General features: G+C 66.9%; 18 protein-coding genes, 2 tRNA genes and 7 pseudogenes. 20 read left to right on the top strand and 7 right to left on the bottom strand.

Annotated features, from left to right (window positions below; translation table 11 throughout):
• Positions 1–147: 147 nt before the first annotated feature.
• Complete coding sequence (locus tag BMG07_RS30430; protein WP_269759559.1) at positions 148–675, top strand: hypothetical protein; 528 nt, start codon at positions 148–150, stop codon at positions 673–675.
• A 115-nt stretch (positions 676–790) separates the two neighbouring features.
• Positions 791–1,354, top strand: a complete 564-nt coding sequence (locus BMG07_RS30425; RefSeq protein ID WP_269759561.1) for a TetR/AcrR family transcriptional regulator — start codon at positions 791–793, stop codon at positions 1,352–1,354.
• A 12-nt stretch (positions 1,355–1,366) separates the two neighbouring features.
• Here the strand turns inward: BMG07_RS30425 and BMG07_RS30420 are convergent, their stop codons facing one another.
• The 3 genes and pseudogenes from BMG07_RS30420 to earP all read right to left on the bottom strand — a co-directional run bounded on the left by BMG07_RS30420 (position 1,367) and on the right by earP (position 4,143).
• The gene (locus tag BMG07_RS30420; RefSeq protein WP_198087657.1) at positions 1,367–2,230 is read right to left on the bottom strand and encodes a TIGR00730 family Rossman fold protein; all 864 of its coding nucleotides are present in this window, start codon (positions 2,228–2,230) and stop codon (positions 1,367–1,369) included.
• A gap of 131 nt (positions 2,231–2,361) precedes the next feature.
• Entirely contained in the window at positions 2,362–2,916 is a 555-nt protein-coding gene (gene efp / locus BMG07_RS30415) for an elongation factor P (RefSeq protein WP_093236965.1), read from the bottom strand.
• A gap of 157 nt (positions 2,917–3,073) precedes the next feature.
• Positions 3,074–4,143: pseudogene (gene earP, locus BMG07_RS30410) on the bottom strand (elongation factor P maturation arginine rhamnosyltransferase EarP).
• 73 nt (positions 4,144–4,216) lie between these two features.
• Between earP and BMG07_RS30405 the strand changes: the two are divergent.
• From BMG07_RS30405 to BMG07_RS30390, 4 genes are read left to right on the top strand one after another with little or no spacing between them, the layout of a single operon-like run.
• A complete protein-coding gene (locus BMG07_RS30405) occupies positions 4,217–5,641 on the top strand; it encodes a M20/M25/M40 family metallo-hydrolase (protein WP_198087656.1) in 1,425 nt (474 codons plus the stop codon).
• 54 nt (positions 5,642–5,695) lie between these two features.
• Positions 5,696–7,663: an excinuclease ABC subunit UvrC gene (uvrC, locus tag BMG07_RS30400; RefSeq protein ID WP_198087655.1), complete on the top strand. Its 1,968-nt coding sequence runs from the start codon at positions 5,696–5,698 to the stop codon at positions 7,661–7,663.
• Between the two features lie 48 nt (positions 7,664–7,711).
• On the top strand, positions 7,712–8,278 hold the full coding sequence (gene pgsA, locus BMG07_RS30395) for a CDP-diacylglycerol--glycerol-3-phosphate 3-phosphatidyltransferase (protein ID WP_198087654.1): 567 nt from the start codon (positions 7,712–7,714) through the stop codon (positions 8,276–8,278).
• Positions 8,275–9,165 (top strand): DMT family transporter, encoded by an 891-nt coding sequence (locus tag BMG07_RS30390; protein WP_198087653.1) that lies wholly within the window; start codon positions 8,275–8,277, stop codon positions 9,163–9,165. Before pgsA ends, BMG07_RS30390 begins: the two co-directional genes overlap by 4 nt.
• A 17-nt stretch (positions 9,166–9,182) precedes the next feature.
• Here BMG07_RS30390 and BMG07_RS30385 read toward each other — a convergent pair whose 3' ends face one another.
• A complete protein-coding gene (locus BMG07_RS30385) occupies positions 9,183–10,127 on the bottom strand; it encodes a LysR substrate-binding domain-containing protein (RefSeq protein WP_198087652.1) in 945 nt (314 codons plus the stop codon).
• A gap of 85 nt (positions 10,128–10,212) precedes the next feature.
• On the opposite strand from BMG07_RS30385, the gene BMG07_RS30380 reads away from it, so the two are divergent.
• The 6 genes and pseudogenes from BMG07_RS30380 to BMG07_RS30355 all read left to right on the top strand — a co-directional run bounded on the left by BMG07_RS30380 (position 10,213) and on the right by BMG07_RS30355 (position 15,588).
• Positions 10,213–11,124, top strand: coding sequence for an alpha/beta fold hydrolase (locus BMG07_RS30380; RefSeq protein ID WP_198087651.1), 912 nt, complete (start codon positions 10,213–10,215; stop codon positions 11,122–11,124).
• A pseudogene (locus BMG07_RS30375) lies at positions 11,121–12,204 on the top strand (tartrate dehydrogenase). Before BMG07_RS30380 ends, BMG07_RS30375 begins: the two are co-directional and overlap by 4 nt.
• A gap of 221 nt (positions 12,205–12,425) precedes the next feature.
• Positions 12,426–12,698, top strand: coding sequence for an HU family DNA-binding protein (locus tag BMG07_RS30370; RefSeq protein ID WP_007830705.1), 273 nt, complete (start codon positions 12,426–12,428; stop codon positions 12,696–12,698).
• Positions 12,699–12,726: 28 nt separating this feature from the next.
• A tRNA-Val gene (locus tag BMG07_RS30365) sits at positions 12,727–12,802 on the top strand.
• A 77-nt stretch (positions 12,803–12,879) separates the two neighbouring features.
• Positions 12,880–14,795, top strand: a pseudogene (locus BMG07_RS30360) (SurA N-terminal domain-containing protein).
• Between the two features lie 119 nt (positions 14,796–14,914).
• Positions 14,915–15,588, top strand: a pseudogene (locus BMG07_RS30355) (histidine phosphatase family protein).
• 13 nt (positions 15,589–15,601) lie between these two features.
• Here the strand turns inward: BMG07_RS30355 and BMG07_RS30350 are convergent.
• Together BMG07_RS30350 and BMG07_RS30345 are read right to left on the bottom strand one after the other, a co-directional pair.
• Entirely contained in the window at positions 15,602–15,934 is a 333-nt protein-coding gene (locus tag BMG07_RS30350) for a hypothetical protein (protein ID WP_198087650.1), read from the bottom strand.
• Positions 15,935–15,968: 34 nt separating this feature from the next.
• Positions 15,969–16,217: a GlsB/YeaQ/YmgE family stress response membrane protein gene (locus BMG07_RS30345; protein ID WP_198087649.1), complete on the bottom strand. Its 249-nt coding sequence runs from the start codon at positions 16,215–16,217 to the stop codon at positions 15,969–15,971.
• Between the two features lie 203 nt (positions 16,218–16,420).
• Here BMG07_RS30345 and BMG07_RS30340 point away from each other — a divergent pair, with 203 nt between their 5' ends.
• From BMG07_RS30340 to BMG07_RS30330, 3 genes are all read left to right on the top strand, one after another.
• Positions 16,421–17,053 (top strand): YbhB/YbcL family Raf kinase inhibitor-like protein, encoded by a 633-nt coding sequence (locus BMG07_RS30340; protein WP_198087648.1) that lies wholly within the window; start codon positions 16,421–16,423, stop codon positions 17,051–17,053.
• Between the two features lie 85 nt (positions 17,054–17,138).
• Positions 17,139–17,214, top strand: a tRNA-His gene (locus BMG07_RS30335).
• 273 nt (positions 17,215–17,487) lie between these two features.
• On the top strand, positions 17,488–17,832 hold the full coding sequence (locus BMG07_RS30330; protein ID WP_198087647.1) for an H-NS family nucleoid-associated regulatory protein: 345 nt from the start codon (positions 17,488–17,490) through the stop codon (positions 17,830–17,832).
• An 87-nt stretch (positions 17,833–17,919) separates the two neighbouring features.
• Here the strand turns inward: BMG07_RS30330 and BMG07_RS30325 are convergent.
• Positions 17,920–18,905: pseudogene (locus tag BMG07_RS30325) on the bottom strand (NADPH:quinone oxidoreductase family protein).
• Positions 18,906–19,032: 127 nt separating this feature from the next.
• On the opposite strand from BMG07_RS30325, the gene surE reads away from it, so the two are divergent.
• The 5 genes and pseudogenes from surE (at position 19,033) to rlmD (ending at position 23,979) form a co-directional block, all read left to right on the top strand.
• On the top strand, positions 19,033–19,791 hold the full coding sequence (gene surE / locus BMG07_RS30320) for a 5'/3'-nucleotidase SurE (RefSeq protein WP_198087646.1): 759 nt from the start codon (positions 19,033–19,035) through the stop codon (positions 19,789–19,791).
• 1 nt (position 19,792) lies between these two features.
• A pseudogene (locus BMG07_RS30315) lies at positions 19,793–20,565 on the top strand (protein-L-isoaspartate(D-aspartate) O-methyltransferase).
• An 11-nt stretch (positions 20,566–20,576) separates the two neighbouring features.
• Positions 20,577–21,481 (top strand): annotated as a pseudogene (locus BMG07_RS30310) (peptidoglycan DD-metalloendopeptidase family protein).
• A 4-nt stretch (positions 21,482–21,485) separates the two neighbouring features.
• Complete coding sequence (locus BMG07_RS30305; protein ID WP_198087645.1) at positions 21,486–22,511, top strand: sigma-70 family RNA polymerase sigma factor; 1,026 nt, start codon at positions 21,486–21,488, stop codon at positions 22,509–22,511.
• A gap of 31 nt (positions 22,512–22,542) precedes the next feature.
• Positions 22,543–23,979 carry a 23S rRNA (uracil(1939)-C(5))-methyltransferase RlmD gene (gene rlmD / locus BMG07_RS30300; RefSeq protein ID WP_198087644.1) on the top strand — a complete coding sequence of 479 codons (1,437 nt, stop codon included), beginning with the start codon at positions 22,543–22,545 and terminating at the stop codon, positions 23,977–23,979.
• Positions 23,980–23,995 lie beyond the last annotated feature (16 nt).

Here is a 23,995-nt window from a genome sequence, read left to right as displayed (position 1 = left end):
CCAGCTGCTGGCCACGGCGCTGGCCGGCGGCTTCCATGCGGCCATGGCCTGTGCCGGCGCGGCCGGCTTGCTGGCCGCCGGACTGCTGCTGAGCGTCCGGCCGCGCGCCGCCGCGATCGCCGTTCGCGCCTGAGGCTTCGCTTCCCCATGCCCGCCGCTCTTGTGCCGGTGCGCCTGCGCGCGCGCCTTCAATCGATCTTCATCAAGGAGCTTTCCATGATCCATCACGAACTCAGTCAATGGCCCCTGGTCATCAGCGTCTCTTCGGGGCTGCAGACGCTAGAGAGCATGCACGCCTTCACCGAGGACTGGAACCGCTGGCTCGACCGCGGCCAGCCCTTTGCCTCGCTGCGCGTGTTCGCGGACGCCGACGCGCTGGTGCATCCCGAGGGCAGCGCGCAGAGCGCCAAGCAGTGGCTGCAGGCGCGCGGCGCCGACATCCGCCGCCATATGATGGGCATGGCGAGCGTGGTGCCCGCCGACCAGTACGAGAAAATCCGCAAGATGAATGTCGAGAAACTCTTCGGCGTGCCCGCCAGCACGTTTGCCGACACCGACGATGCGCTGGCGTGGCTGGGCGAGCGCGTCATGGCGCCCAGCGGCCTGCCATTCGACCTGGCGGCGGTGCGCGCGGCGATCCGTTCGGCGCGCACGGCAGCGGCCGCTGTGCCCTGAGGCCGTCGATGGCGAAGAGCGGCACGGCCACCCTCCCGGCACCTCCCGCGTCCGTGGAAGTCGAGGCCGCGCCGCGCCGCCGCACCAAGGCGCCCGAGACACGCGCCCCCGCGTGATGGACGCCGCCGAGCGGCTCTTCGTCGAGAAGGGCATCGCCGCCACCAGCATCGACGACATCGCGGCCGGCGCGCAGGTGGCCAAGGGCACGTTCTATTTGTACTTTCCGTCGAAGGAGGCGCTGCTCGGCGCGCTGCAGCAGCGCTTTGTCGACACCTTCTGCGCGCGCCTGCAGGAGGCCATGGACCGCCACCGCCCCGACAACCACCGCGCGCGCCTCAAGGCGTGGGCCGAGACGGGGCTGCAGACCTACCTGGACAACGTCGCGCTGCACGACGTGGTCTTTCACGAGTACCGGCCCGAAGACCGGCGCATGCGCAACGACAACGCGGTGATCGCGCAGTTGGTCGCGCTGCTGGTGCAGGGCACCGCGGCCAAGGTGTGGCGGGTCGACGATGCGACCATGACGGCCGTGATCCTGTTCAACGCGCTGCACGGCGTGGCCGACGATGCCGTGGCCATGGGCCAGACCAGCGAGGCCGACCGCAAGCGCCGCGCGCGGGCGCTCACGAATTTCTTCGAGCAGGCGCTGCGTCCGGAAGAGGACGGCAGCGCCGATTGACCCGGCCTCAGGTCAGAGCTTGTAGAAGCGCTTGATCGCGCTCCATGCGTCTTCGGGCGCGTCGACGTATTCGAAGAGCTTCAGGTCGCCGGGCGAGATCACGCCTTCGTCGACCAGGAAGTCGAAGTCGATCATGCGTTTCCAGTAGTCCGAGCCGAACAGCACGATCGGCACCGGCTTCGACTTCTTGGTCTGCACCAGCGTGATCACTTCGAACAGTTCGTCGAGCGTGCCGAAGCCGCCCGGGAACGCCACCAGCGCCTTCGCACGCATCATGAAATGCATCTTGCGGATCGCGAAGTAGTGGAACTTGAAGCTCAGCGCGGGCGTGACGTAGGGGTTGGCTTCTTCTTCCATCGGCAGCGCGATGGCCAGGCCGACCGAGAGGCCGCCGCCTTCGTGCGCGCCGCGGTTGGCTGCCTGCATGATGCCGGGGCCGCCGCCGGTGCACACGAAGAGCTTGTCCTGCGGCTCCTTGTCGTTGCTGTACTGCGCGACCAGCTTGCCGAAGGCGCGTGCCTTCTCGTAGTAGTGCGAGTTGCGCGCCAGGCGGCGCCAGCGCTCGGAGGCCACCGCGTCGCCGGCGGCATCGGCCTGCGCGATCATGGCGGCGGCGTCTTCCTCGCTGCGGAAACGCGCGCTGCCGAACACCACCACGGTGTTCTCGATGCCGTGGGCGCGCTGCTCCAGGTCGGGCTTCATCAGCTCGAGCTGCATGCGGATGCCGCGCGTTTCGCGGCGCAGCAGGAACTCGGGGTCGGCGAAGGCGATGCGCGAGGGATCGGGATCGAGCGGCAGGCCCTGGTCGGCGTGCGACTGGAGCGTGGCCCAGGCGTCGGCCAGGCGTTTGTCGTGAAGATCGTGCGTGTTGTTCATGGAGAGACCAGACAGATGGCGTACAGATGGATCCGAGTGATTGTGCAGCGTCGCAACCAGTGTGCCCGGGAAACGAAAAAGGCTCCTTGCGGAGCCTTTTTCGAGGGTGGTGGTCAGTCAGCCGTTGAAGCTCAGACGCGCTTGCGGTATTCGCCGGTGCGCGTGTCGATTTCGATCTTGTCGCCTTGCGACACGAACAGCGGCACGGGCACTTCGAAGCCGGTGGCGATCTTGGCGGGCTTGAGCACCTTGCCCGAGGTGTCGCCCTTGACGGCGGGTTCGGTCCAGGTGATTTCGCGCTCGACGCTGGTCGGCAGTTCGACCGAGATGGCCTTGCCGTCGTAGAACACCACTTCGACGGCCATGCCGTCTTCGAGGTAGTTCAGGGCGTCGCCCATGTTTTCGGCTTCGACTTCGTACTGGTTGTAGTCGGCGTCCATGCAGACGTACATCGGGTCGGCGAAGTAGGAGTAGGTGCACTCCTTCTTGTCGAGCACGATCTGGTCGATCTTGTCGTCGGCCTTGAAGACCACTTCGGTGTTGAAGTTGGCGATCAGGCTCTTCATCTTCATGCGCACGGTGGCGGAGTTGCGGCCGCCGCGGCTGTATTCGGTCTTGAGGACGACCATCGGGTCCTTGCCGTGCATGATGACGTTGCCGGCGCGGATTTCTTGAGCGATTTTCATAACAGGGTCTCTGGATGTTGGCCGCTCGGTGCACGGGGCCATCGGCAATCAATGTGTGCCGGTGTGTCTGGCCCCGCGGTACATGTCCCGCGGCAGGTTTAGCGGAGAGTATTTCGGACCGTAGGAATCCGGGCCGAAATCCGCAAAGCCCACTATTTTAGCTTTTTTGGGCGATCATTTTCTGCAGTTGCGTTGCCAGGTCGTCTTGCGCCAGCAGCCGCTTGCGGGCATTCAGGGCGGTTTCGCGCCACGGGCCCTGCATTTCGAGCGCCGGCAGGGGGGCGTCGCCGAAGCCGTTCCAGGCGTGGTGAAAAAGCCGCAGCGAGGGCGGGGCGCCGAGCCAGTCGAGCCAGGCGCCCAGCTTGACGTGGTGCGCGTCGTCGTCCTGCGGGTAGATCTGCCAGACCAGCGGCGCGCCGGCCCAGAGGGCGCGCACCAGCGAATCCTCGCCGCGCACGAAGTTCAGGTCGCAGGCCCAGAGCAGGTGGTCGAAATCCGGCTGGGTCAGGTGGGGCAGGTATGAAATTGATAGCGCGCCGGATGTTTCCCGGTCCGCGAGCTGCGCCTTGACCGCTGCGGCGGCCCGGCCGGCTGTTACCAACAGCCGCGTGGGCTCGGGGCCTTGCGCCAGCCGGGCCAGCAACGCCGGCAGCACGGCGGGCTCGTAGCAGAAGAGCGACACCAGGCGCTCGCCGTCGCGCCACGGAACCTGCCGCCCGGCCAGCCACTGCGCGCGGTCGAAGCGGGCCCGGCGTTCGGTCAGGTCGGGTTCCCGCAGCAGGCCGCCGGTCGCGGGCGTGAAGCGGGGTAGAAGAAGCGCTTGGTCAGGCCCGCGCCCGGGCCCTGGAACACCGGCGAAGGCAGGCCGTGCAGGCGCTCCACATAGGGTTCGGCCGACAGGTATTCGAGATTGATCCACGGCCTGCCCGGCGTTTCGGCGAATCGCGCGATCAGTTCCGGCGCGGGTTCGCAGCCGAAGGCCTCGACCAGCACGTCGGGCGCCGGCGCGGCCACGGCTGCACGCAGCGCGGCGGCGTCGAGCCAGTCGATCACCTGCACGCCGTGCTGGCCCGAAGGCGCCATCCAGCGCAGCGCCGATGCGTCGTCGATCCACAGCCGCACGCGCTCGCCGCGCACGGCCAGTTGGCAGGCCAGCCGCCAGCACACGCCCAAGTCGCCGTGGTTGTCGATGACCCTGCAGAAGATGTCCCATTGCCTCGATTGCATGGGCGCGAGTGTGCCCGTGTTCGGCCGCCGTGTTGCTATGCTGGCCGGCACAACAACCACCGGAGAGAGACCCATGAGGATGCAGACCTTCCGTGCCGTGAAAACCGCGCTGGCCGTGTCGTTGGCTTTGTGCGGCATCACCGCCGCCGTGGCGCAGACGGCAACCCCGCCGTCGCTCACGCCGCAGCAGCAGCGCTTTCGCGACATCTACAAGGAGCTGGTGGAGATCAACACCACCCATTCGGTGGGAGACAACACGGTGGCGGCGCGCGCCATGGAAAAGCGCCTGGTCGAAGCGGGCTTTGCGCCCGGCGACATCCAGATCTTCGAGCCCTTCCCCAAGAAGGGCAACCTGGTGCTGCGCTTCAAGGGCGACGGCAGCAAGAAGCCGCTGCTGTTGCTGGCCCACATCGACGTGGTCGAGGCCCGCCGCGAAGACTGGAAGACCGACCCGTTCAAGCTGCAGGAAACCGGCGGCTACTTCACCGCGCGCGGCTCCATCGACGACAAGGCCATGGCCTCGGCGCTGGTGTCGGTGGTGGGGCAGCTGAAGCAGGAGGGCTTCAAGCCCAAGCGCGACATCATCCTGGCGCTGACCGCCGACGAGGAGCGCGGCGACGCGCTGAGCAACGGCGCCTTCTGGCTCATCAGCAACAAGCCCGAGCTGCTGCAGGCGGAGTTCGGCATCAACGAGGGCGGCGGCGGCGAACTGCGCGGCGGCAAGCCGAACCTGCACCGCATGCAGGTGGCCGAGAAGATGTACACCACCTACATGCTGGAGGCGCGCGACGTGGGCGGCCACAGCTCGGTGCCGACCAAAACCAATCCGATCTATGCGCTGTCGGCGGGGCTGGAGCGGCTGGGCAACTTCCACTTTCCGGTGAAGCTGGCCGACGTCACCAAGACCTATTTCGCGCGCAGCGCGCCGTTTGCCACCGGCCAGCTGGCCGACGACATGCGCGCCGTGGGCACGGGCAACCCCGACCCGTCGGTGATCGAGCGCATGTCGGCCAACCCGGCCTACAACGCCCAGTTCCGCACCACCTGCGTGGCGACGATGGTGCAGGCCGGCCATGCCGAGAACGCGCTGCCGCAATCGGCCAAGGCCACGGTCAATTGCCGCATCCTGCCGCATGACGATCCGGACGAGGTCGAGCGCCTGCTGACCCAGGCCATCGGCAACGACAAGATCGTGGTGCGCAACGTCGGCCGGCCGCTGCGCAGCCCGGCGTCGCCGCTGAACGGCGACCTCGTGAAGACGGTGGAATCGCTCACCCAGCAGATGTGGCCGGGCGTGCCCGTGGTGCCCGCCATGAGCACCGGCGCCACCGACAGCCGCTTCATGCGCAACGCCGGCATTCCGATGTACGGCGTGACCGGCATGTTCCTGGAGCCGGCCGATGCGCGCGCCCACGGACTGGACGAGCGCATCGAGATCCAGCGGCTGTACGACGGGCGCGAGTTCCTGTACCGGCTGGTCAGCGAACTCGCCCGCTAGGGCGGGTCGCCGGCGCGGGGCGTGGTGTTTGCGCACCGCGCCACAATAGCCGCCATGTCAGACGTGCATTCCGATCAATTGCTCAGCGAAGTCGCGGCCCTGCCGCAACTGCCCGGTGTCTACCGCTATTTCGACGCGGCCGGCGCGGTGCTTTACGTGGGCAAGGCGCGCAACCTCAAGAAGCGGGTCGCCAACTACTTCCAGAAGAGCCACGGGGGCACCCGCATCGGCCACATGATCTCGAAGATCGTGCGCATGGAGACCACGGTGGTGCGCTCCGAGGCCGAGGCGCTGCTGCTCGAGAACAACCTGATCAAGACGCTCAAGCCGCGCTACAACATCCTGTTTCGCGACGACAAGAGCTATCCCTATCTCAAGATCGCGTCGCACGCGTTTCCGCGGCTGGCCTACTACCGGGGCGCGGTCGACAAGAAGCACCGCTACTTCGGGCCGTACCCCAGTGCATGGGCGGTGAAGGAGTCGATCCAGCTGCTGCAGAAGGTGTTCCGCCTGCGCACCTGCGAGGACACGGTGTACGCCAACCGGACCCGGCCCTGCCTGCTGTACCAGATCAAGCGATGCAGCGGGCCTTGCGTCGGCTACATCGAGCCCGAGGCCTACGCGCAGGACGTGGCCAGCGCCGAGGCCTTCCTGATGGGCGACACGCAGCTCGTGCTCACGAAGCTCGAGCAACGCATGATGACGCACGCCGAGAAGCTCGAGTTCGAGCAGGCGGCCGAGCTGCGCAACCAGATGTCGGCGATTTCGCGCGTGCTGCACCAGCAGTCGATCGAGATCGCCTCGGACAAGGACGTCGACATCCTGGCCGTGAAGGTGCAGGGCGGCAAGGCCTGCGTGAACCTGGCGATGGTGCGCGGCGGCCGCCACCTGGGCGACCGGCCGTATTTCCCGGTGCATGTGGAAGATGCGGCGCAGATCCATCACGGCGAGCTGGACGACGACGAGGGCGATGACGCGAGCCCTCTGCCCGCCGACCCGATCGAGGTGCAGGTGCTCGAGGCCTTCATCGCCCAGCACTACATCGACGTGCCGGTGCCCGCCACGCTGGTGCTGAGCGAGCAGGTGAGCCGCGAGCTGATCGAGGCCATTTCGCAGCAGGCCGGCGCGCGCGTGACGGCGGTGTTCCAGCCGCGCGAACAGCGCCGCCACTGGCTCGAGATGGCCGAGACGAATGCCAAGCTGCAGTTGGCCCGGCTGCTGGCCGAAGAAGGCTCGCAGCAGGCGCGCACGCGCGCGTTGACCGACGCGCTCGAGCTCGCGTCCGACGACCTCGACGACTTTCGCGTCGAATGCTTCGACATCTCGCACACCGCGGGCGAAGCCACGCAGGCATCGTGCGTGGTGTTCGAGCACCACGCCATGCAGAACAAGGAATACCGCCGCTACAACATCGAAGGCATCACCCCCGGCGACGACTACGCGGCCATGCGCCAGGTGCTGCACCGCCGCTACGGCAAGCTGGCCGAGGCGATGGCCGCCGAGACCGACGCGTTGCCCCCGGGCGACGCCGAAAGCGACGCCGCCGACGCGCCGCCCAAGGCCCGGACCCTGCGCATGCCCGACCTGGTGCTGGTCGACGGCGGCAAGGGCCAGGTGTCGATGGCGCGCGAGGTGTTCGGCGAGCTGGGCCTGCCCTTGTCGCTGATCGTCGGCGTCGAGAAGGGCGAAGGCCGCAAGGTCGGGCTCGAGGAACTGGTGTTCGCCGACGGCCGCGAGAAGGTCTACCTGGGCAAGGACTCGGCCGCGCTGATGCTGGTCGCCCAGATCCGCGACGAGGCGCATCGCTTCGCCATCACCGGCATGCGCGCCAAGCGCGCCAAGATACGGGTGGGCGGCAGCCAGCTGGAAGACATTCCGGGCATCGGGCCCAAGCGCCGGGCGCGGTTGCTCCAGCGCTTCGGCGGCATCCGCGGCGTGGCGGCGGCGAGCGTGGAGGACATCGCCTCGGTCGAGGGCATCGCCTCCGACCTCGCGGAAGAGATTTACAAGGCACTTCACTGAGGCACGATCTTCGGCAGAAGGTTAATGCCGCCATGACACAATCAAGCGATGTTCTGGACCCTACCGACCATCATGACCTGGACGCGCATCGTCGCGATCCCTTTGATCGTCGGCGTGTTCTACCTGCCGATCAGCGAGCCGATGCGCAACCTGATCGCCACGGTGATGTTCATCGTGTTCGCCGCGACCGACTGGCTCGACGGCTACCTGGCGCGCAAGCTCAACCAGACCTCGGCCTTCGGCGCGTTCCTCGACCCGGTGGCCGACAAGTTCCTGGTCTGCGCCTCGCTGCTGGTGCTGGTGCATCTGCAGCGCGCCGACGTGTTCGTGGCGCTGATCATCATCGGCCGCGAAATCGCCATTTCGGCGCTGCGCGAATGGATGGCGCAGATCGGCGCCAGCAAGAGCGTGGCGGTCCACATGATCGGCAAGGTCAAGACGACCGTGCAGATGATCGCCATTCCGTTCCTTCTGTATGACGGGCGCCTCTTCAAGGTGATCGACACCGGGTTCTGGGGCCAGTGGCTGATCTGGATCTCGGCCGTGCTCACGATCTGGTCGATGGTGTACTACCTGCAAAAGGCCATTCCCGAGATACGGGCCCGTACCAAATGACCTCGGCGGCCTCGGCCCGCGGCGCGGGCTGGCTGCGGGCAATGCCCGGGATCTTCGTGCTGATCTGGAGCACGGGCTTCATCGTCGCGCGTTTCGGCATGCCGTACGCGCCACCCCTCAAGTTCCTGGCGGTGCGCTATGCGCTGTCGCTGGCGTGCTTCGGCCTCTGGGTCGCGCTGGCGCGGGTCGCGTGGCCGAAGCAGCGCGCGCAGTGGGGGCACCTGGCCGTCACGGGCATCCTGATGCAGGCGGGCTACCTCGGCGGTGTGTGGGCGGCGGTGCGCGAGGGCATGGGCGCGGGGCTGGTGGCGCTGCTGGTCGGCATCCAGCCGGTGCTCACCGCCGTCTGGCTGTCGTTCAACGGCGGGCGTATTTCGAAGCGGCAGTGGGCCGGGCTGGCGCTGGGCTTCGCGGGGCTGGTGCTGGTCGTGGCGCGCAAGCTCGGGCAGGGCGGCGAGGTCAGCATGTTGACGATGGGGCTGGCGCTGATGGCGCTGCTCTCGATCACCGCCGGCACGCTGTACCAGAAGCGCTTTGTCGCGCCTTGCGATGTGCGCAGCGCAAGCGCGGTGCAGATGGCGGCGGCGCTGCTGGTCACGCTGCCGTTCGCGGCGCTGGAGCCGCAGGCCATCGAGTGGAACCTGCAGTCGGGCGGCGCCATGGCCTGGTCGGTGCTGGCGCTGTCGCTGGGCGGCAGTTCCCTTCTCTATATGTTGATCCAGCGCGGCACGGCCACGGCCGTTACCAGCCTGCTGTACCTGGTGCCGCCTTGCACGGCGGTGATGGCGTGGCTGCTGTTCCGCGAGCCGATCACGCTGGTGACGGTGCTGGGCATTGCGCTCACCGCCGTCGGCGTGAGCCTGGTGGTGCGCAGCGAGCAGCGCTGAGCCGCCGGCTTTTCTTTTCAGCGCCCACCGGCCTTGCCCGGCTTCCACGGCTCCGCGCGAAACTGCTCCGCGAGATGGTCGACCAGCAGCCGCACGCGGCGCGGCGTCTTCGGCCGCCAGGGCGCGACCCAATGGATGTCGGCATCGGCCATGGCGTACTGCGGCAGCACGCGCACCAGTTCGCCGCTGGCGAGTTGCGGTGCGATGTCCCACAGGCTGCGCAGCATCACGCCGTGCCCGGCCAGGCACCAGTCGCGCACCATCTCGCCCGAGTTGCTGGCCAGCCGGCCTTGCACGCGAACGCGCGCCGTGCCGCCGTCGCGCGCGTGGCGCAGGCTCCAGAGCGCGAACTGGCGCTGGCTGCTCTCGCCGTTCTCGCGCGCGACCAGGCAGTCGTGCGAGGCCAGCGCCTCGACGCTGGCCGGCATGCCGCGGCGCGCCAGGTAGTCGGGTGACGCGGCCAGCACGCGCTGGTTGCGCGCGATGCGCCGCGTGACCCAGTCGGCTGTGCGTGGCTGCTGCACGGCCCACAGCCAGATCGCGCCGTCGTAGCCTTCGGCGCCCAGGTCGGGCAGCTTCTCGGTCAGCAGCAATTCGATCTGCAGGGCAGGGTGCCGCGCCTGGAAGGCCGCCAGTGCGGGCCCGAGCCAGCGCCGCCCGAAGCCGAAGGTGGCGGCCAGGCGGATCGTGCCGGTCAGTTCGTTCTGGCGTTCGCCGAGCTCGCTTTCGAGCGCGGCAAAGCCTTCGAGCAGCGTCTTCGCATGCAGGCAGACAGCCTCGCCCTCGGCCGTGACGCTGAGCCGACGCGTGGTGCGGTCGAACAGGCGCTGGCCCAGCCGCGCCTCGAGCGCGCCGAGGCGCTTGGTGATGACGGAGGGCACGACGTCGAGCGTGCCGGCCGCGCCGGCCAGGCTGCCCTGGTCGCGAATGGCCAGCACCAGCGCCAGATCGCCACGGTCCATCGACGGAGAATTCATGCCAGATTGGAAAGTATGAATTGGCTGATTGTTGCTTGATGGCGGCGGGGGCGCAACGCACAATCGCGACGTGACGAACCCGTTCCTCTCCTTCCCCACTTTCGACCTCGAGCGCAATGGCGTGCGCATCCATGGCCGCATCGGCGGGCAGGGCGCGCCCTTGTTGCTGTTGCATGGCCATCCGCAGACGCATGCGATCTGGCACCGCGTGGCGCCGGCGCTGGCCGAGCGCTTCACCGTGGTCGCGCTCGACCTGCGCGGCTACGGCGATTCAGGTCGCCCGGTCGCCGATGCCGGGCACCGTGTCTACAGCAAGCGTGAGATGGCGCTCGACGCGCTCGACGCCATGCGGCACCACGGCTTCGAGCGCTTCGGCGTGCTGGCGCACGACCGCGGCGCGCGCGTGGCGCATCGGCTCGCGGCGGACCATCCAGCGGCGGTCGAGCGCATGCTGCTGCTCGACATCGCGCCCACGCTCGCGATGTACGAGCACACCTCCGAGGCCTTCGCCAAGGCGTACTGGCACTGGTTCTTCCTGATCCAGCCGCCGCCGTTGCCCGAGGCGCTGATCGCGTCAGACCCCGTGCGCTATGTGCGCAGCGTGATGGGCGGGCGGCATGCGGGCCTGGCGCCGTTCGCGCCCGAGGTGCTGGCCGAGTACGAGCGCTGCGCCGCCATCGCGGGCACTGCCGAATCCATTTGCGAGGACTACCGCGCCTCCGCCACCATCGACCTCGAACACGACCGCGCCGACATCGCCGCCGGCCGGCGCCTGGCACAGCCGCTGCGCGTGCTGTGGGGCGAGCACGGCGCGGTCGGCAAGGCCTTCGACGTGCTGGCGCTGTGGCGCGAGCGCGCGGCCGAGGTGTCGGGCCGGGCCTTGCCCTGCGGTCACTACGTTCCCGAAGAAGCGCCCGACGCATTGCTCGCCGAGGCGCTCGCATTCTTTTCTTCTCCCCCACAAGCAGGAGCCACACCATGAGCACCCAGAGAATCGCAGTCATCGCCGGCGACGGCATCGGCAAGGAAACCACGCCCGAGGGCCTGCGCGTGCTGGAGGCCGCCGCGAGCAAATTCGGCATCGACCTGAAGTTCGACCACTTCGATTTCTCGAGCTGGGACTACTACGAGAAGCACGGCCAGATGCTGCCCGACAACTGGAAGGACCAGATCGGCGGGTACGACGCCATCTTCTTCGGCGCGGTCGGCTGGCCCGAGAAAATTGCCGACCACGTGTCGCTGTGGGGCTCGCTGCTGATGTTCCGCCGCGAGTTCGACCAGTACATCAACCTGCGCCCCGCGCGCTGATGCCCGGCATCATCGCGCCCGTGGTGCGGCGCGACGGCACGCCGCGCGAGCCCGGCGAGATCGACATGTACATCGTGCGCGAGAACACCGAAGGGGAGTACTCCAGCATCGGCGGGCGCATGTACCAGGGCACGCCGCGCGAGATCGTGGTGCAGGAAACCGTGATGTCGCGCGTGGCGTCGACCGCGTGCTGAAGTTCGCTTTCGAGCTGGCGCAGTCGCGCCCGAAGAAGCACCTGACCAGCGCCACCAAGTCGAACGGCATCTCGATCACCATGCCCTACTGGGACGAGCGCGTGGCCGAAATGGGCAAGAACTACCCGGGCGTGACGCTGGACAAGTTCCACATCGACATCCTCACCGCGCACTTCGTGCAGCGGCCCGACTTCTTCGACGTGGTGGTGGCGAGCAACCTGTTCGGCGACATCCTGTCCGACCTGGGGCCGGCATGCACCGGCACCATCGGCATTGCGCCGAGCGCCAACCTCAACCCCGAGCGCACCACGCCGTCGCTGTTCGAGCCGGTGCACGGTTCGGCGCCGGACATCGCGGGCAAGGGCATCGCCAACCCCATCGGGCAGATCTGGTGCGGCGCGATGATGCTGGAGTTCCTGGGCCACAAGCAGGCGCACGACGCCATCCTGTCGACCATCGAGAAGGTGCTCGCGCCCCAAAGCGGCGCACCGCGTACCCCGGATATCGGTGGGAACGCAAGCACCCGTGACCTCGGAAAAGCCATTGCCGACGCGCTTTGAGCCGCTTTGAAAAAGGAGTTCACGAAAGGCCCCTAAAATCGCGCGCTCCGCTGATCGGCATGGCCTCGTGTCTTATTGACACCCTGCAGACCAGTGGTTGTAATCCTCGCTGGCAGTGCGCTGCCGAGGCGTCAGGCCTGCCAGGTTCTTGAGTCGCACGACACCGCGGCCAGGTCGCAGCTGACGGAAGCCGACCAACTTTTTTTCTACAAGGGGCCCTTGTGAACAAGACCGAACTGATTGAGCACATCGCAAAGAACGCCGATATTTCCAAAGCCGCAGCGACCCGTGCGCTCGAATCCACGATCGGCGCCATTCGTACCACGCTCAAGAAGGGCGGCTCTGTTTCGCTCGTCGGTTTCGGCACTTTCGCAGTAGGCAAACGCGCTGCCCGCACGGGCCGTAATCCCCGCACCGGCGACGCGATTAAAATCAAGGCCGCCAAGATTCCGAAGTTCCGTCCAGGCAAGGCGCTGAAAGACGCGCTCAACTAAGGCGTTAGACTCGGAGAATATTCCGGTGGGGTGCTTAGCTCAGTTGGTAGAGCGGCGCCCTTACAAGGCGTAGGTCGGGGGTTCGAGCCCCTCAGCACCCACCACCACCCGATGCAAAGGCGAACCACAAGTTCGCCTTTTTTATTGCCGTCCGACAGCCGTCGAAAAAGAGTGTTCAAGCATGTTTGAAACCTTCCGCAAGTACAACAAAGTCGTGATGATTTTCTTGTTCTTGCTGATCATTCCCTCGTTCGTGTTCTTCGGTGTCGATCGCTACCAGGGCTCCGGCCGCGACGAGAAAGTCGCGCGCATCGAGGGGCACGACATCACGAAGCCCGAGTGGGACCAGCAGCACCGCGTCGAGACGGACCGCATTCGCCAGCAGTCGCCCAACGTCGACCCGACCGTGCTCGAGTCCGACGCGCTGCGCTACGCCACGCTGGAGCGCATGGTGCGCGACCGCGTGCTGGCCGCTGCCGCTTCCAAGACGAACCTGACGGTGTCCGAAGACCGGCTGTCGCGCATGTTCGCGCAAGACCCCGGCCTGGCCGCGTTCCGCACGCCCGACGGCAAGTTCGACCGCGAAGCCTTCCAGCGCGTGACGGGCCGCACGCCCGAGCAGTACGAAGCCTCGGTGCGTTCCGACATGGCCACCCAGCAGGTGCTGCTGGGCATCTCGGGCACGGCCTTCACGCCGCCCGCGCTGGCCGCGACCACGATCAACGCCTTCTACGACAGCCGTGAAATCCAGGTGGCGCGCTTCAGCCCCGAGGCTTTCGCATCGAAGGTGACGGTGAGCGACGCCGACGTCGAGGCCTACTACAAGGACCACCTCGCGCAGTTCCAGGCGCCCGAGCAGGCCAGCATCGAATACCTCGTGCTCGACCTCGAGGCCGCCAAGAAGAACATCGTCGTGAACGACGCCGACCTCAAGACCTACTACGAGCAGAACACCTCGCGCTTCGGCACGAAGGAAGAGCGCCGCGCGAGCCACATCCTGATCACCGCGCCGTCGAGCATGTCCGCCGCCGACCGCGAAAAGGCCAAGGCCAAGGCCGAGCAACTGCTGGCCGACGTGAAGAAAGCACCCAACACCTTTGCCGACGTGGCGCGCAAGAACTCGCAGACCCGGGCTCGGCCGAGAAGGGCGGCGACCTCGACTTCGTCACCAAGGGCGCGATGGTCAAGCCGTTCGAAGACGCGATGTTCGCGCTCAAGAAGGGCGAGATCAGCAACGTGATCGAAACCGAGTTCGGCTATCACATCATTCACCTGACCGACATCAAGCCGGCCGTGGTGCCGCCCTTCGAGCAAGTGCGTGCGACCATCGAGAACGAAGTGCGCTCGCAGCAGGCCACGCAGGAATTCGCGAAGGCGGCCGAGGCCTTCACCGATGCCGTGTACCAGAACGCCGACAGCCTCAAGCCCGCCGCCGACAAGCTCAAGCTCACGATCCAGACCGCGAGCAACGTGGCGCGCACGCCCGTGCCCGGCGCCACCGGCCCGCTGGCCAATCGCAACTTCCTGAGCGCGCTGTTCGCACCCGATTCGCTGCAACGCAAGCAGAACACCGAAGCGATCGAAGTCGGCTCGAGCCAGCTCGCATCGGGCCGCGTGACCCAGTACACGCCGGCGCACCCGGTGCCGCTGGCCGAGGTCAAGGACAAGATCCGCGCGCAGCTCGTCAACGAGCGCGCCGCGGTGCTGGCCAAGACCGAGGGCGAAGCCAAGCTCGCTGCGTGGACCACCAAGGCGGACGGCGCGACCTTCGGCGCGCCCGTCACGGTGTCGCGCCGCGATGTGGCTTCGCAGCCGCTGCCGGTGATCGACGCCGCGCTGCGTGCCGACGCCGCCAAGCTGCCGGCGCTGATGGGCGTGGACCTGGGCACGCAAGGCTATGCCGTGGTTCGCGTGACCAAGGTGGTGCCGCGCACGCCGCCGGCGCCGGAACTCGCGAAGCAGGAGCAGATGCAGGTCGGCCAGTCGGTGGCCGCCGCGGAAGACGCTGCGTACTACAACATGCTGAAGGACCGCTTCAAGGCCGAGATCCTGGTGCCGAAGCCGGCGGACACGCTGCCGGGTGCGGCGGGTCGCTGACCTGCCGCTTTCCGCAAGGAACAAGCGAGGAACAAGAGCCCGGGCCGATGGCCCGGGCTTTTTCATTCTGGTCGCACGAGGGACAAGCGGCGTGTGCGCTTCTTGCCAGAATCCCGTGCATGGGAACCCTCTATCTCGTGCGCCACGGGCAGGCCAGTTTCGGTGCTGCCGACTATGACAACCTGAGCGAGCTCGGACACCGGCAGTCCGTTCGGCTCGGCGAATACTGGCGCGAACGCGGCATGGTGTTCGACGCCGTCATCACCGGCACCCTCAAGCGCCATCGCCAGACCTGGGAGGGCATTGCCAAGGGGCTGGGCCTTGCGCGCGACGACGTGCTGCCGTGGCCCGGACTCAACGAGTACGACAGCGAGGCGATCATCGCGACGGTCCACGAAGGCAAGCTGCAAAAGCCCGATTCGCCCGAGATGTACCGCCATCATTTCCGCCTGTTGCGCGATGGGCTGGGGGCGTGGATGCAGGGCAAGACCAAGCCGGTCGGCATGCCCAGCTATGTCGACTTTCTGGCGGGCGTGACGACGGCGCTCGACCACGTGCGCGACAGGCACCACGCGCGAAGGTGCTGGTGGTGTCCAGCGGCGGACCGATCAGCACGGCTGTCGGCCATGTGCTCGGCACGAGCGCCGAGACGACCATCGAACTCAACCTGCGCATCCGCAACACCTCGGTGACGGAGTTTGCCTTCACGCCGAAGCGGCACATGCTCGTGACCTACAACACGCTGCCGCACCTGGACGGCCCCGCCTACGAAGACTGGGTGACCTACGCGTGAGCGGCGCGTCGGCTCAGGCCTGCCATACGCCGTAGCCGGCCTCGCGCAGCCGGATGCCGAGCTCGACTTCCATCGAGCGTGCGTCTTCGTAGGGCATCGGGTTGTAGCGTTCGTAGAGCGCAGGCAGCAGTCGCAGGCCGAACTCCTGCACGAAGCTGTTGGCCTGGATGCCGGCCTTGTGCTTGTCGAAGCGGATGTCGGGGTCGAGCCCCGTCATGCCGACATAGACGAAAGGCTTGCCGAGCTGGTAGTCGGGGTTGGCGCGCCGGAAGCGGCCGTTGTTCCATACGCGGTCATCGAGCTCGACCACATAGACATGATGTTTGGCGCGCGGCTTGCGGGGCATCGTTGCGTTGCCGTTCGCGCGGCCGGCGGTCTTGTCAGCTCTTGCGCTTGATCAGGCCGTAGAGGATCAGCAGCACGATCGCGCCCAGCACGGAGGCGATGAAGCCGGCGCCCTGGCCCGCGGTGTACCAGCCCATCGATTGGCCGACGTAGGTCACGATCAGCGAACCCGCGATGCCGATGATGGTGGTGACGATGAAGCCGGCGGAATCGTCGCCCGGCTTGACGGCGCGCGCCACCAGACCCACGACGAACCCGATCAGAATAGTCCAGACGATGCTCATGAAGAAATTCCTTTGGAGGTGAGGGGGAAGTGGTCGAACGCCATGCCCGTCCGCGCGGGTCGCATTCATGATAGCGGAGCGATATGGACGGCCGCATGGGGAAAGCAGATCGAACATGCGATCGAGAAATTTGCCGCGCGCCGCGACGCGCAGGGCACGCGGCGTCCTACAGAAGCAGGGGCGACACGGCGGTATACCGGGGCATGCTGGAAAAACTGCCTGATGTGATCGGCCACGCGTTGCAGGGCGTGCGCGCCGGTCTCGACAACATCGTCTTCAACATGCTCGGCATGCGGCAAGGCATGGCCTCCATCGCCTTGACGAGCATTGCCTTCGTGGACCACGCGCCGCTGCCGTCGCGCTACACAGCCGACGGCGACGGCCTTTCGCCGCCGCTGCAGTGGACGGGCCTGCCGGACGGCGCGGCTGCCTTGCTGCTGATCGTCGAGGACGCGGATTCACCGACGCCGAATCCGCTCGTGCACGCGATCGTCGTCGGGTTGGACGCGCAGAGCGGGGCGCTTGCCGAGGGCGCGCTGCCGAGCCAGGACAACGAGGGCATCGGTTTGCACGTCGGGCGCAATTCGACGTTGCAGGCGGCCTGGCTGCCGCCCGATCCCCCGCCAGGGCACGGCGTGCATCGCTATGCGTTCCAGCTGTTCGCGTTGAGCAAGGTTCCGGTGTTTTCCGAGGCGCCCGGGCGAGACGAAGTGGTCGAGGCCTTGCGCGAGCACGCGATCGCCAGCGGGCTGCTGATCGGCACGTGCGAAAGGTCGGACGGCTCGATCAAGATCGAGGAAGGCGCGGGTTCGGCAGGACCGCTGGCGGCGGGTTGATCGGCCTGAATGTGACTTTCGTGCATCCGAGTTGATCGCGAACTTCAAAACCGCGTTTTTTCACGCTACAATCTGAGGCTCTGCGGTGGCTGTAGCTCAGCTGGTAGAGTCCCAGATTGTGATTCTGGTCGTCGTGGGTTCGAGTCCCATCAGCCACCCCAAAATATCTCCTTTGCGCTATTGCCAAATAGCATTTCAAAGGAACACACCGCCAGGCTTGTCCTGGCGTTGTCATTTCCGGCTCCGCTTCCGACAGTAAGCCGAAGACCTTTTCCCTCTTCTGATTCGCATATCCGCCACGCGTGCGGGTGGACTTTACGTTGCGAGTTGTTGCATTAAAGCAATGGATCGACGGTTTTTCCGCCGGCAGACGCGTGCGTGACAAATGTAAACTGAATTAAAATCCACCCGTTTTCAATTTCAGGAGTCCAACAATGGCTTCGACCCTCGCCGATATCAATTCCCAGATCAAGAAGCATGACGAGCAGATTGCGCAATTGCGCAAGCAGGCGGAAGACCTGCGTAACCAGGAACGCTCGGGCGTGATCGAGGAGTTGCGCAAGAAGATCGCCGAATACGGTTTGACCGCCACTGACCTGAAACTGACTGGCCGTGCCAGCGCGGTCAAGCGCAGTGCCGGCGCCGCTCCGGTCAAGGCTGCCGCCAAATACCGCGGCCCGACGGGCGAAACCTGGTCGGGTGGCCGTGGCCGCAAGCCGCGTTGGGTGACGGAAGCATTGGCTGCCGGCAAGTCGCTTTCCGATTACGAGATCAAGTAAGTGCCTCAGCTTTTGCTGGGCAACTGCCCAATAAAAAAGCCCGCATGCGCGGGCTTTTTTATTGGGTGCTGAAGTCGCGTTGCGCGTTCAGTTCACCATCACGAGTTTGCCTTTGACGCCGCGCGAGCCCATGTGGGCGTAAGCGGCCTTCAATTCGGCCATCGGCATGGTGCTGTCGATCACCGGCTTGATCTTTCCCTGGCCGTACCACTGTGCCAATTCGGCCATCATCTGCGCATTGGCCTTGGGTTCGCGCTTGGCGAAATCGCCCCAGAACACGCCGACCAGCGATGCGCCTTTGAGAAGCGTCAGATTCAATGGCAGCGATGGAATGGGGCCCGACGCAAAACCCACCACCAAATAACGGCCGCGCCATCCGATCGAGCGAAACGCGGGCTCCGCGAAATCACCGCCGACAGGGTCGTAAATGACATCGGGGCCTTTGCCGTCGGTGGCGGCTTTGATGGCATCGCGAAAACCGTTGGGCAGCGCATGCGTGGTGTAGTTGATCGTCGCGTCGGCGCCGATTGAGCGGCACAGTTCGCATTTCTCGTCGGTGGAGGCTGCCGCAATGACCTTGCGCCCGCGGCCTTGGCGATCTGGATGGCCGCGGTGCCCACGCCGCCGGCCGCACCCAGCACCAGCACGGTTTCACCGGCCTTCAGCTGCGCGCGGTCCATCAGCGCATGCCACGAGGTGGCGTAGATCATGATGAAGGCGGCCGCGTCGACGTGGCCGAAGCCTTCGGGCAGCGGCATGCACAGCGCGGCGGGCGCCAGCGTGTGGGTGCCGAAGCCGCCGGTGCCCGACAGGCAGGCCACGTTCTGCCCGACCTTCAGGTGCGTGACGCCTTCGCCGACCGCCTGCACCACGCCCGCATATTCGGAGCCCGGCACGAAGGGCAGGGGCGGCTTGATCTGGTATTTGTTCTGCACGATCAGCAGGTCGGGGAAATTCAGGCTCGCGGCCTTGATTTCGATCAGCACCTGGCCCGGCCCCGGCGTCGGTGTCGGCAGTTCCTTCCAGGTCAGCGCGTCGACGCCGATGGGGTTTTCGCAAAGCCATGCGTGCATGCTCGAGTCTCCTTCAATGAGTCGGGTGGGGGCAATGAATGCGGGCGATGATAGGCGGCGCGGCAGGGCAGGCTTGTCCCTGCTGCGACGCACCCCGCGCCTACAATCTGGGCGCATCCAGGACACCATGAAGATACTTATTTCCAACGACGATGGCTTTCAGGCGCCGGGCATCGTCGCTTTGCACGACGCGCTGAAAGACATCGCCGAAGTCGAGGTGGTGGCTCCCGAACACAACAACAGCGCCAAGTCGAATGCACTGACGCTGGCCGCCCCGCTCTACGTGCACCAGGCACACAACGGTTTTCGCTACGTGACCGGCACGCCGGCCGACTGCGTGCACATCGCGCTCAAGGGCCTGCTCGGCTATCGGCCCGACCTGGTGGTGTCCGGCATCAACAACGGCGCCAACATGGGCGACGACACCATCTATTCGGGCACGGTGGGCGCGGCCATGGAGGCCTACCTGTTCGGCATCCCGGCCATCGCGTTCTCGCAGATCGAAAAGGGCTGGGCGAACGTGGAGGCGGCGGGCCAGGTGGCGCGCCGGCTGGTGCAGCAGATCGAACGCGAGCGCATGCTCGGCGGCGCGCCGTTTTTGCTCAACGTCAACGTGCCGAACCTGCCGTTCGACGAACTCAAGCCGGTCAAGGTCTGCCGTCTCGGTCGCCGCCACTCGGCGGAAAAAGTGATCACGCAAGACAGTCCGCGCGGCGAGACCATGTACTGGATCGCCGGCGCGGGCAGCGCCAAGGACAGCGGCGAAGGCACCGACTTCCACGCCACCGCCGCGGGCCATATCGCCCTCACGCCGTTGCAGATCGACCTGACCGACCACGCCAACCTCGGCCAATGGCGCGAGACGGTGGCCCGTCTGGGCAACTGACATGGCCACGCAACGGCCCAGTTTTCCCGTTCGCCTGACACCCACCGCTTCGGCTGCCACGCGCGGGCGCATGCCTGCCGTGCCGGTCAAGCCCATGGTGCCGTCCACGCCCTCGATGGCGTCGGACGCGTGCGCGCGCGCATGGTGCAAAAGCTCGCGGCGCAGGGCATTTCGGATCCGCGCGTGCTGCGCGCCATGGGCGCGGTGGACCGGCATCGCTTTGTCGACAGCGCGCTGGTCAACCAGGCCTACGAAGACACGAGCCTGCCGATCGGCCTGGGGCAGACCATTTCCAAGCCCAGCGTGGTGGCGCGCATGATCGAGCTGCTGCTCGGCGCTCCCGCGCTGGCCGGCAAGCCGCAGGACAAGCTGGGCCGCGTGCTCGAGATCGGCACCGGCTGCGGCTACCAGGCGGCGGTGCTGAATCAGGTGGCCACCGAGGTCTACAGCATCGAGCGCCTGCGCGGGCTGCACGAGCGCGCGCGGGCCAACCTGCGGCACTTCCGGCTGGCCACCGTGCACCTGATGCTGGGCGACGGAATGATCGGCTATGCCAAGGGCGCGCCGTATGCCGGCATCATTGCCGCCGCGGGCGGCGAAGCCGTACCCGAAGCCTGGATCACGCAACTTGCCGTGGGTGGACGCATCGTGGCGCCAACCCATTCCGCCAGCGGCGGTCAAGCCCTTGTCGTCATTGACAAGACCTCGCGAGGGTTGGAGCGGCTCATTCTTGAGGCGGTCCACTTTGTCCCCCTAAAATCAGGTATCGCTTGAAGGAATAACAAATGCAGGGTTTTGGCAATCGGAGTTGGTTCGGTGGCGTCACGTTGGCCTTTGTGCTGGTGATCGCAGGCTGTTCCACACCGCGTGGGCCGGCGCCGGTCGAAGACCGCGGCACCATGACGCGCCCCCCGGCCCCCACCCCGGTGCCCGGCGGCCCGCCGATCACCACCGACGCCAACGGCAAGCCGCTGGCCGGCATCGAAAACTACGGCAAGCCCGGCTACTACGCGGTGCGTCCCGGCGACACCATCCGCCGCATCGGCAACGAAACGGGGCAACGCTGGCAGGACATCGTCCGCTGGAACAACATCGACAACCCCGACCTGATCGAGGTCGGCCAGGTGCTGCGCGTGATTCCCCCGACCGGCTCGGGCACGTCCGTGGCCACGCGCCGCCGAGCACGTCCGAAGGCGCGGTCACCAAGCCGGTGACGCCGCCTCCGGTCATCGTATCGACATCGCCCGGCACCAGCGCAAGCAAGCCGCCGGCACCCGTGACCGCTTCTCCGGCAGGACCGGGCAGCGGTGCTTCGGGCGACGAAGACCTCGGCTGGATCTGGCCCGCGAGCGGCTCGCTGATCGCCGGTTTCGACGAAGCCAAGAACAAGGGCTACGACATCAGCGGCAAGGCGGGCGACCCCGTGCTGGCCGCCGCCGACGGCCGCGTGGTCTATGCCGGTGCGGGCCTGCGCGGCTACGGCAACCTGATCATCCTGAAGCACAACAACACCTACCTCACGGCATACGCGCACAACCAGACGCTGCTCGTGAAGGAAGACCAGTCGGTCCAGAAGGGCCAGAAGATCGCCGAAATGGGCAACAGCGACGCCGATCGCGTCAAGCTGCACTTCGAGATCCGTCGCCAGGGCAAGCCTGTCGACCCCTCGCGCTACCTGCCGAGCCGGTGATGCCATGGCTGCCTCCCGCCCCCGTCGCACGCCGCCCGTGCGCGGGTCGGCGGGCAAGGGGCCGCAGCCGGATAACCATCCCGGGCAAGAACCCGCTCCGCTAGAAGGCGCCGCCGAGTCCTTCGACGCAAGCACCGCGCTGCCCAACGGCGCGATGGCCGAGCTGATCGGCGGCGAGGGCGCCGATGCCCTCACCATCTATTTGCGCCAGGTCCGGCGCACCGAGCTCTTCACCCCCGCCGAGGAATACCAGGCCGCATGCGCCGCGCGGGCCGGTGACTTCGCCGCGCGGCAATCGATGATCGAGCACAACCTGCGGCTGGTGGTCAGCATCGCCAAGGGCTATCTGGGGCGCGGCGTGCCGATGTCGGACCTCATCGAAGAGGGCAACCTGGGGCTGATGCACGCCATCACCAAGTTCGAGCCCGAGCGCGGTTTTCGCTTTTCCACCTACGCGACCTGGTGGATCCGCCAGTCGGTCGAGCGCGCGGTCATGACGCAGGCGCGCGCCATTCGCCTGCCTGTGCATGTGGTGCGCGAACTGCAGCAGGTGCTGCGCGCCCGCCGCACGCTGGAGGGCGACGCCGAGTTCATCGCCCACCGGCCCGAGGGCGTGCGCGTGGAAGACATCGCCGCATTGCTGGGGCGCGACGTGCAGGCGGTGGCCGACCTGCTGGCCCTGGCCGAAGCCCCGCGCTCGCTGGACGCGGGCGACGCGCGCGGCGACGACGGCTTCACGCTGGCCGACACCGTGGCCTCCGACGACGAGCAGGGCAACCCGAGCGGCATCACGCAGATGCACGAGGTGGAGCGCCTGCTCGACCAGTGGGTGCATGCGCTCGACGCGCGCGAGCGCGAGGTGCTGGAAGGCCGCTACGGGCTGCACGACCGCGAGCCCGAAACGCTCGAGGTGCTGAGCGTGCGCCTGGGCCTCACGCGCGAGCGCGTCAGGCAGATCCAGAACGAGGCGCTGGCCAAGATGCGGCGCCAGCTGGCGCGCTCGGGCGTGGGTCGGGACGCGCTGTTTTAACCCCACTCGTCCGCGCTGAGACAATCGGGGGATGACGGAACCCATCGAAGAAAAGAAAGTACCCACGAATCCCGGCGAAGAATGGTTGCAGGTCGAATCGCTCGACCTCGACGCGCAGGGTGTATCGCACAAGGCCGACGGCATGGTCGTGTTCATCGAGGGCGCATTGCCCTTCGAGGAAGTGCGGTTCAACGTGCATCGCCGCAAGAACAACTGGGAGCAGGGCACGGTCACGGCCATCCGCCGCGAGTCGTCGCAGCGCGTGCGCCCGGGCTGCCCGCATTTCGGCCTGCACACGGGCGCCTGCGGCGGCTGCAAGATGCAGCACCTGGACCCCGCGGCCCAGGTGGCCGTGAAACAGCGCGCGCTGGAAGACAACCTGTGGCACCTGGGCAAGGTCAAGCCCGAGAACCTGCTGCGCCCGCTCGAGGGCCCCGCATGGCACTACCGCTATCGTGCGCGGCTGTCGGTGCGCCATGTGGTCAAGAAGGGCACGGTGCTGATCGGCTTCCACGAGCGCAAGAGCCGCTACCTGGCCGACATGCAGGTGTGCCCCGTGCTGCCCAAGCAGGTCAGCGAAATGCTGATGCCGCTGCGTGCGCTGATCGGCTCGATGGACGCGCGCGAGACCTGCCCGCAGATCGAGCTCGCCTGCGGCGACGCGCCGGGCTCCACGGGCCTGGGCACCATCGCGCTGGTGCTGCGGCACCTCGAGCCGCTGTCGGGCGCCGACATCGGCCGTTTGAAGGCCTTCGCGGCGCAGAACGAGGGCGTTCAGTGGTGGCTGCAGGCCAAGGGGCCGGACACGGTCAAGCTGCTGGAAGAGGGCGGCGCGCCGCTGGCCTACCGGCTGCCCGAGTTCGGCGTCGACATGCCGTTCAAGCCCACCGACTTCACGCAGGTCAATCCGCACATCAACCGCGCGCTGGTGGGCAAGGCGCTGCGCCTGCTCGACGTGCAGCCCGACGAGCGCGTGATCGACTGGTTCTGCGGCCTGGGCAACTTCACGCTGCCGCTGGCCAGCAAGGCGCGCGAGGTGCTGGGCATCGAGGGCAGCGACACGCTGGTGGCGCGCGCAACCGACAACTACAAGGCGAACCAGCCGGCAACGTCCGCGCGGCGTGCGCTGTCACCCGCCACGTTCGTCGCGCGCAACCTGTTCGACATGACGCCCGCCATGCTGGTGGCCGACGGCAGCGCCGACAAGTGGCTGGTCGACCCGCCGCGCGAAGGCGCCTTCGCGCTCGCCAAGGCCATGGCCGACCTGCATCAGCAGCCCGAACTGCGCACCGACGGCTGGACGCCGCCGAAGCGCATCGTGTACGTGAGCTGCAACCCGTCGACGCTGGCGCGCGACGCCGGCTTGCTGGTGCACCAGGCGGGCTACCGCTGCACCTTCGCGGGAGTGGTCAACATGTTCCCGCACACGGCGCACGTCGAGTCGATCGCGGTCTTCGAGCGGGAATGAAAAAGGGCCCCGCAAG

It is taken from the genome of Variovorax sp. E3, assembly GCF_016082275.1.
GTDB lineage: Bacteria > Pseudomonadota > Gammaproteobacteria > Burkholderiales > Burkholderiaceae_C > Variovorax.
The sequence above is the reverse complement of the archived record's forward strand: the minus strand, read 5'-3'. Positions and strand labels throughout refer to the sequence as shown.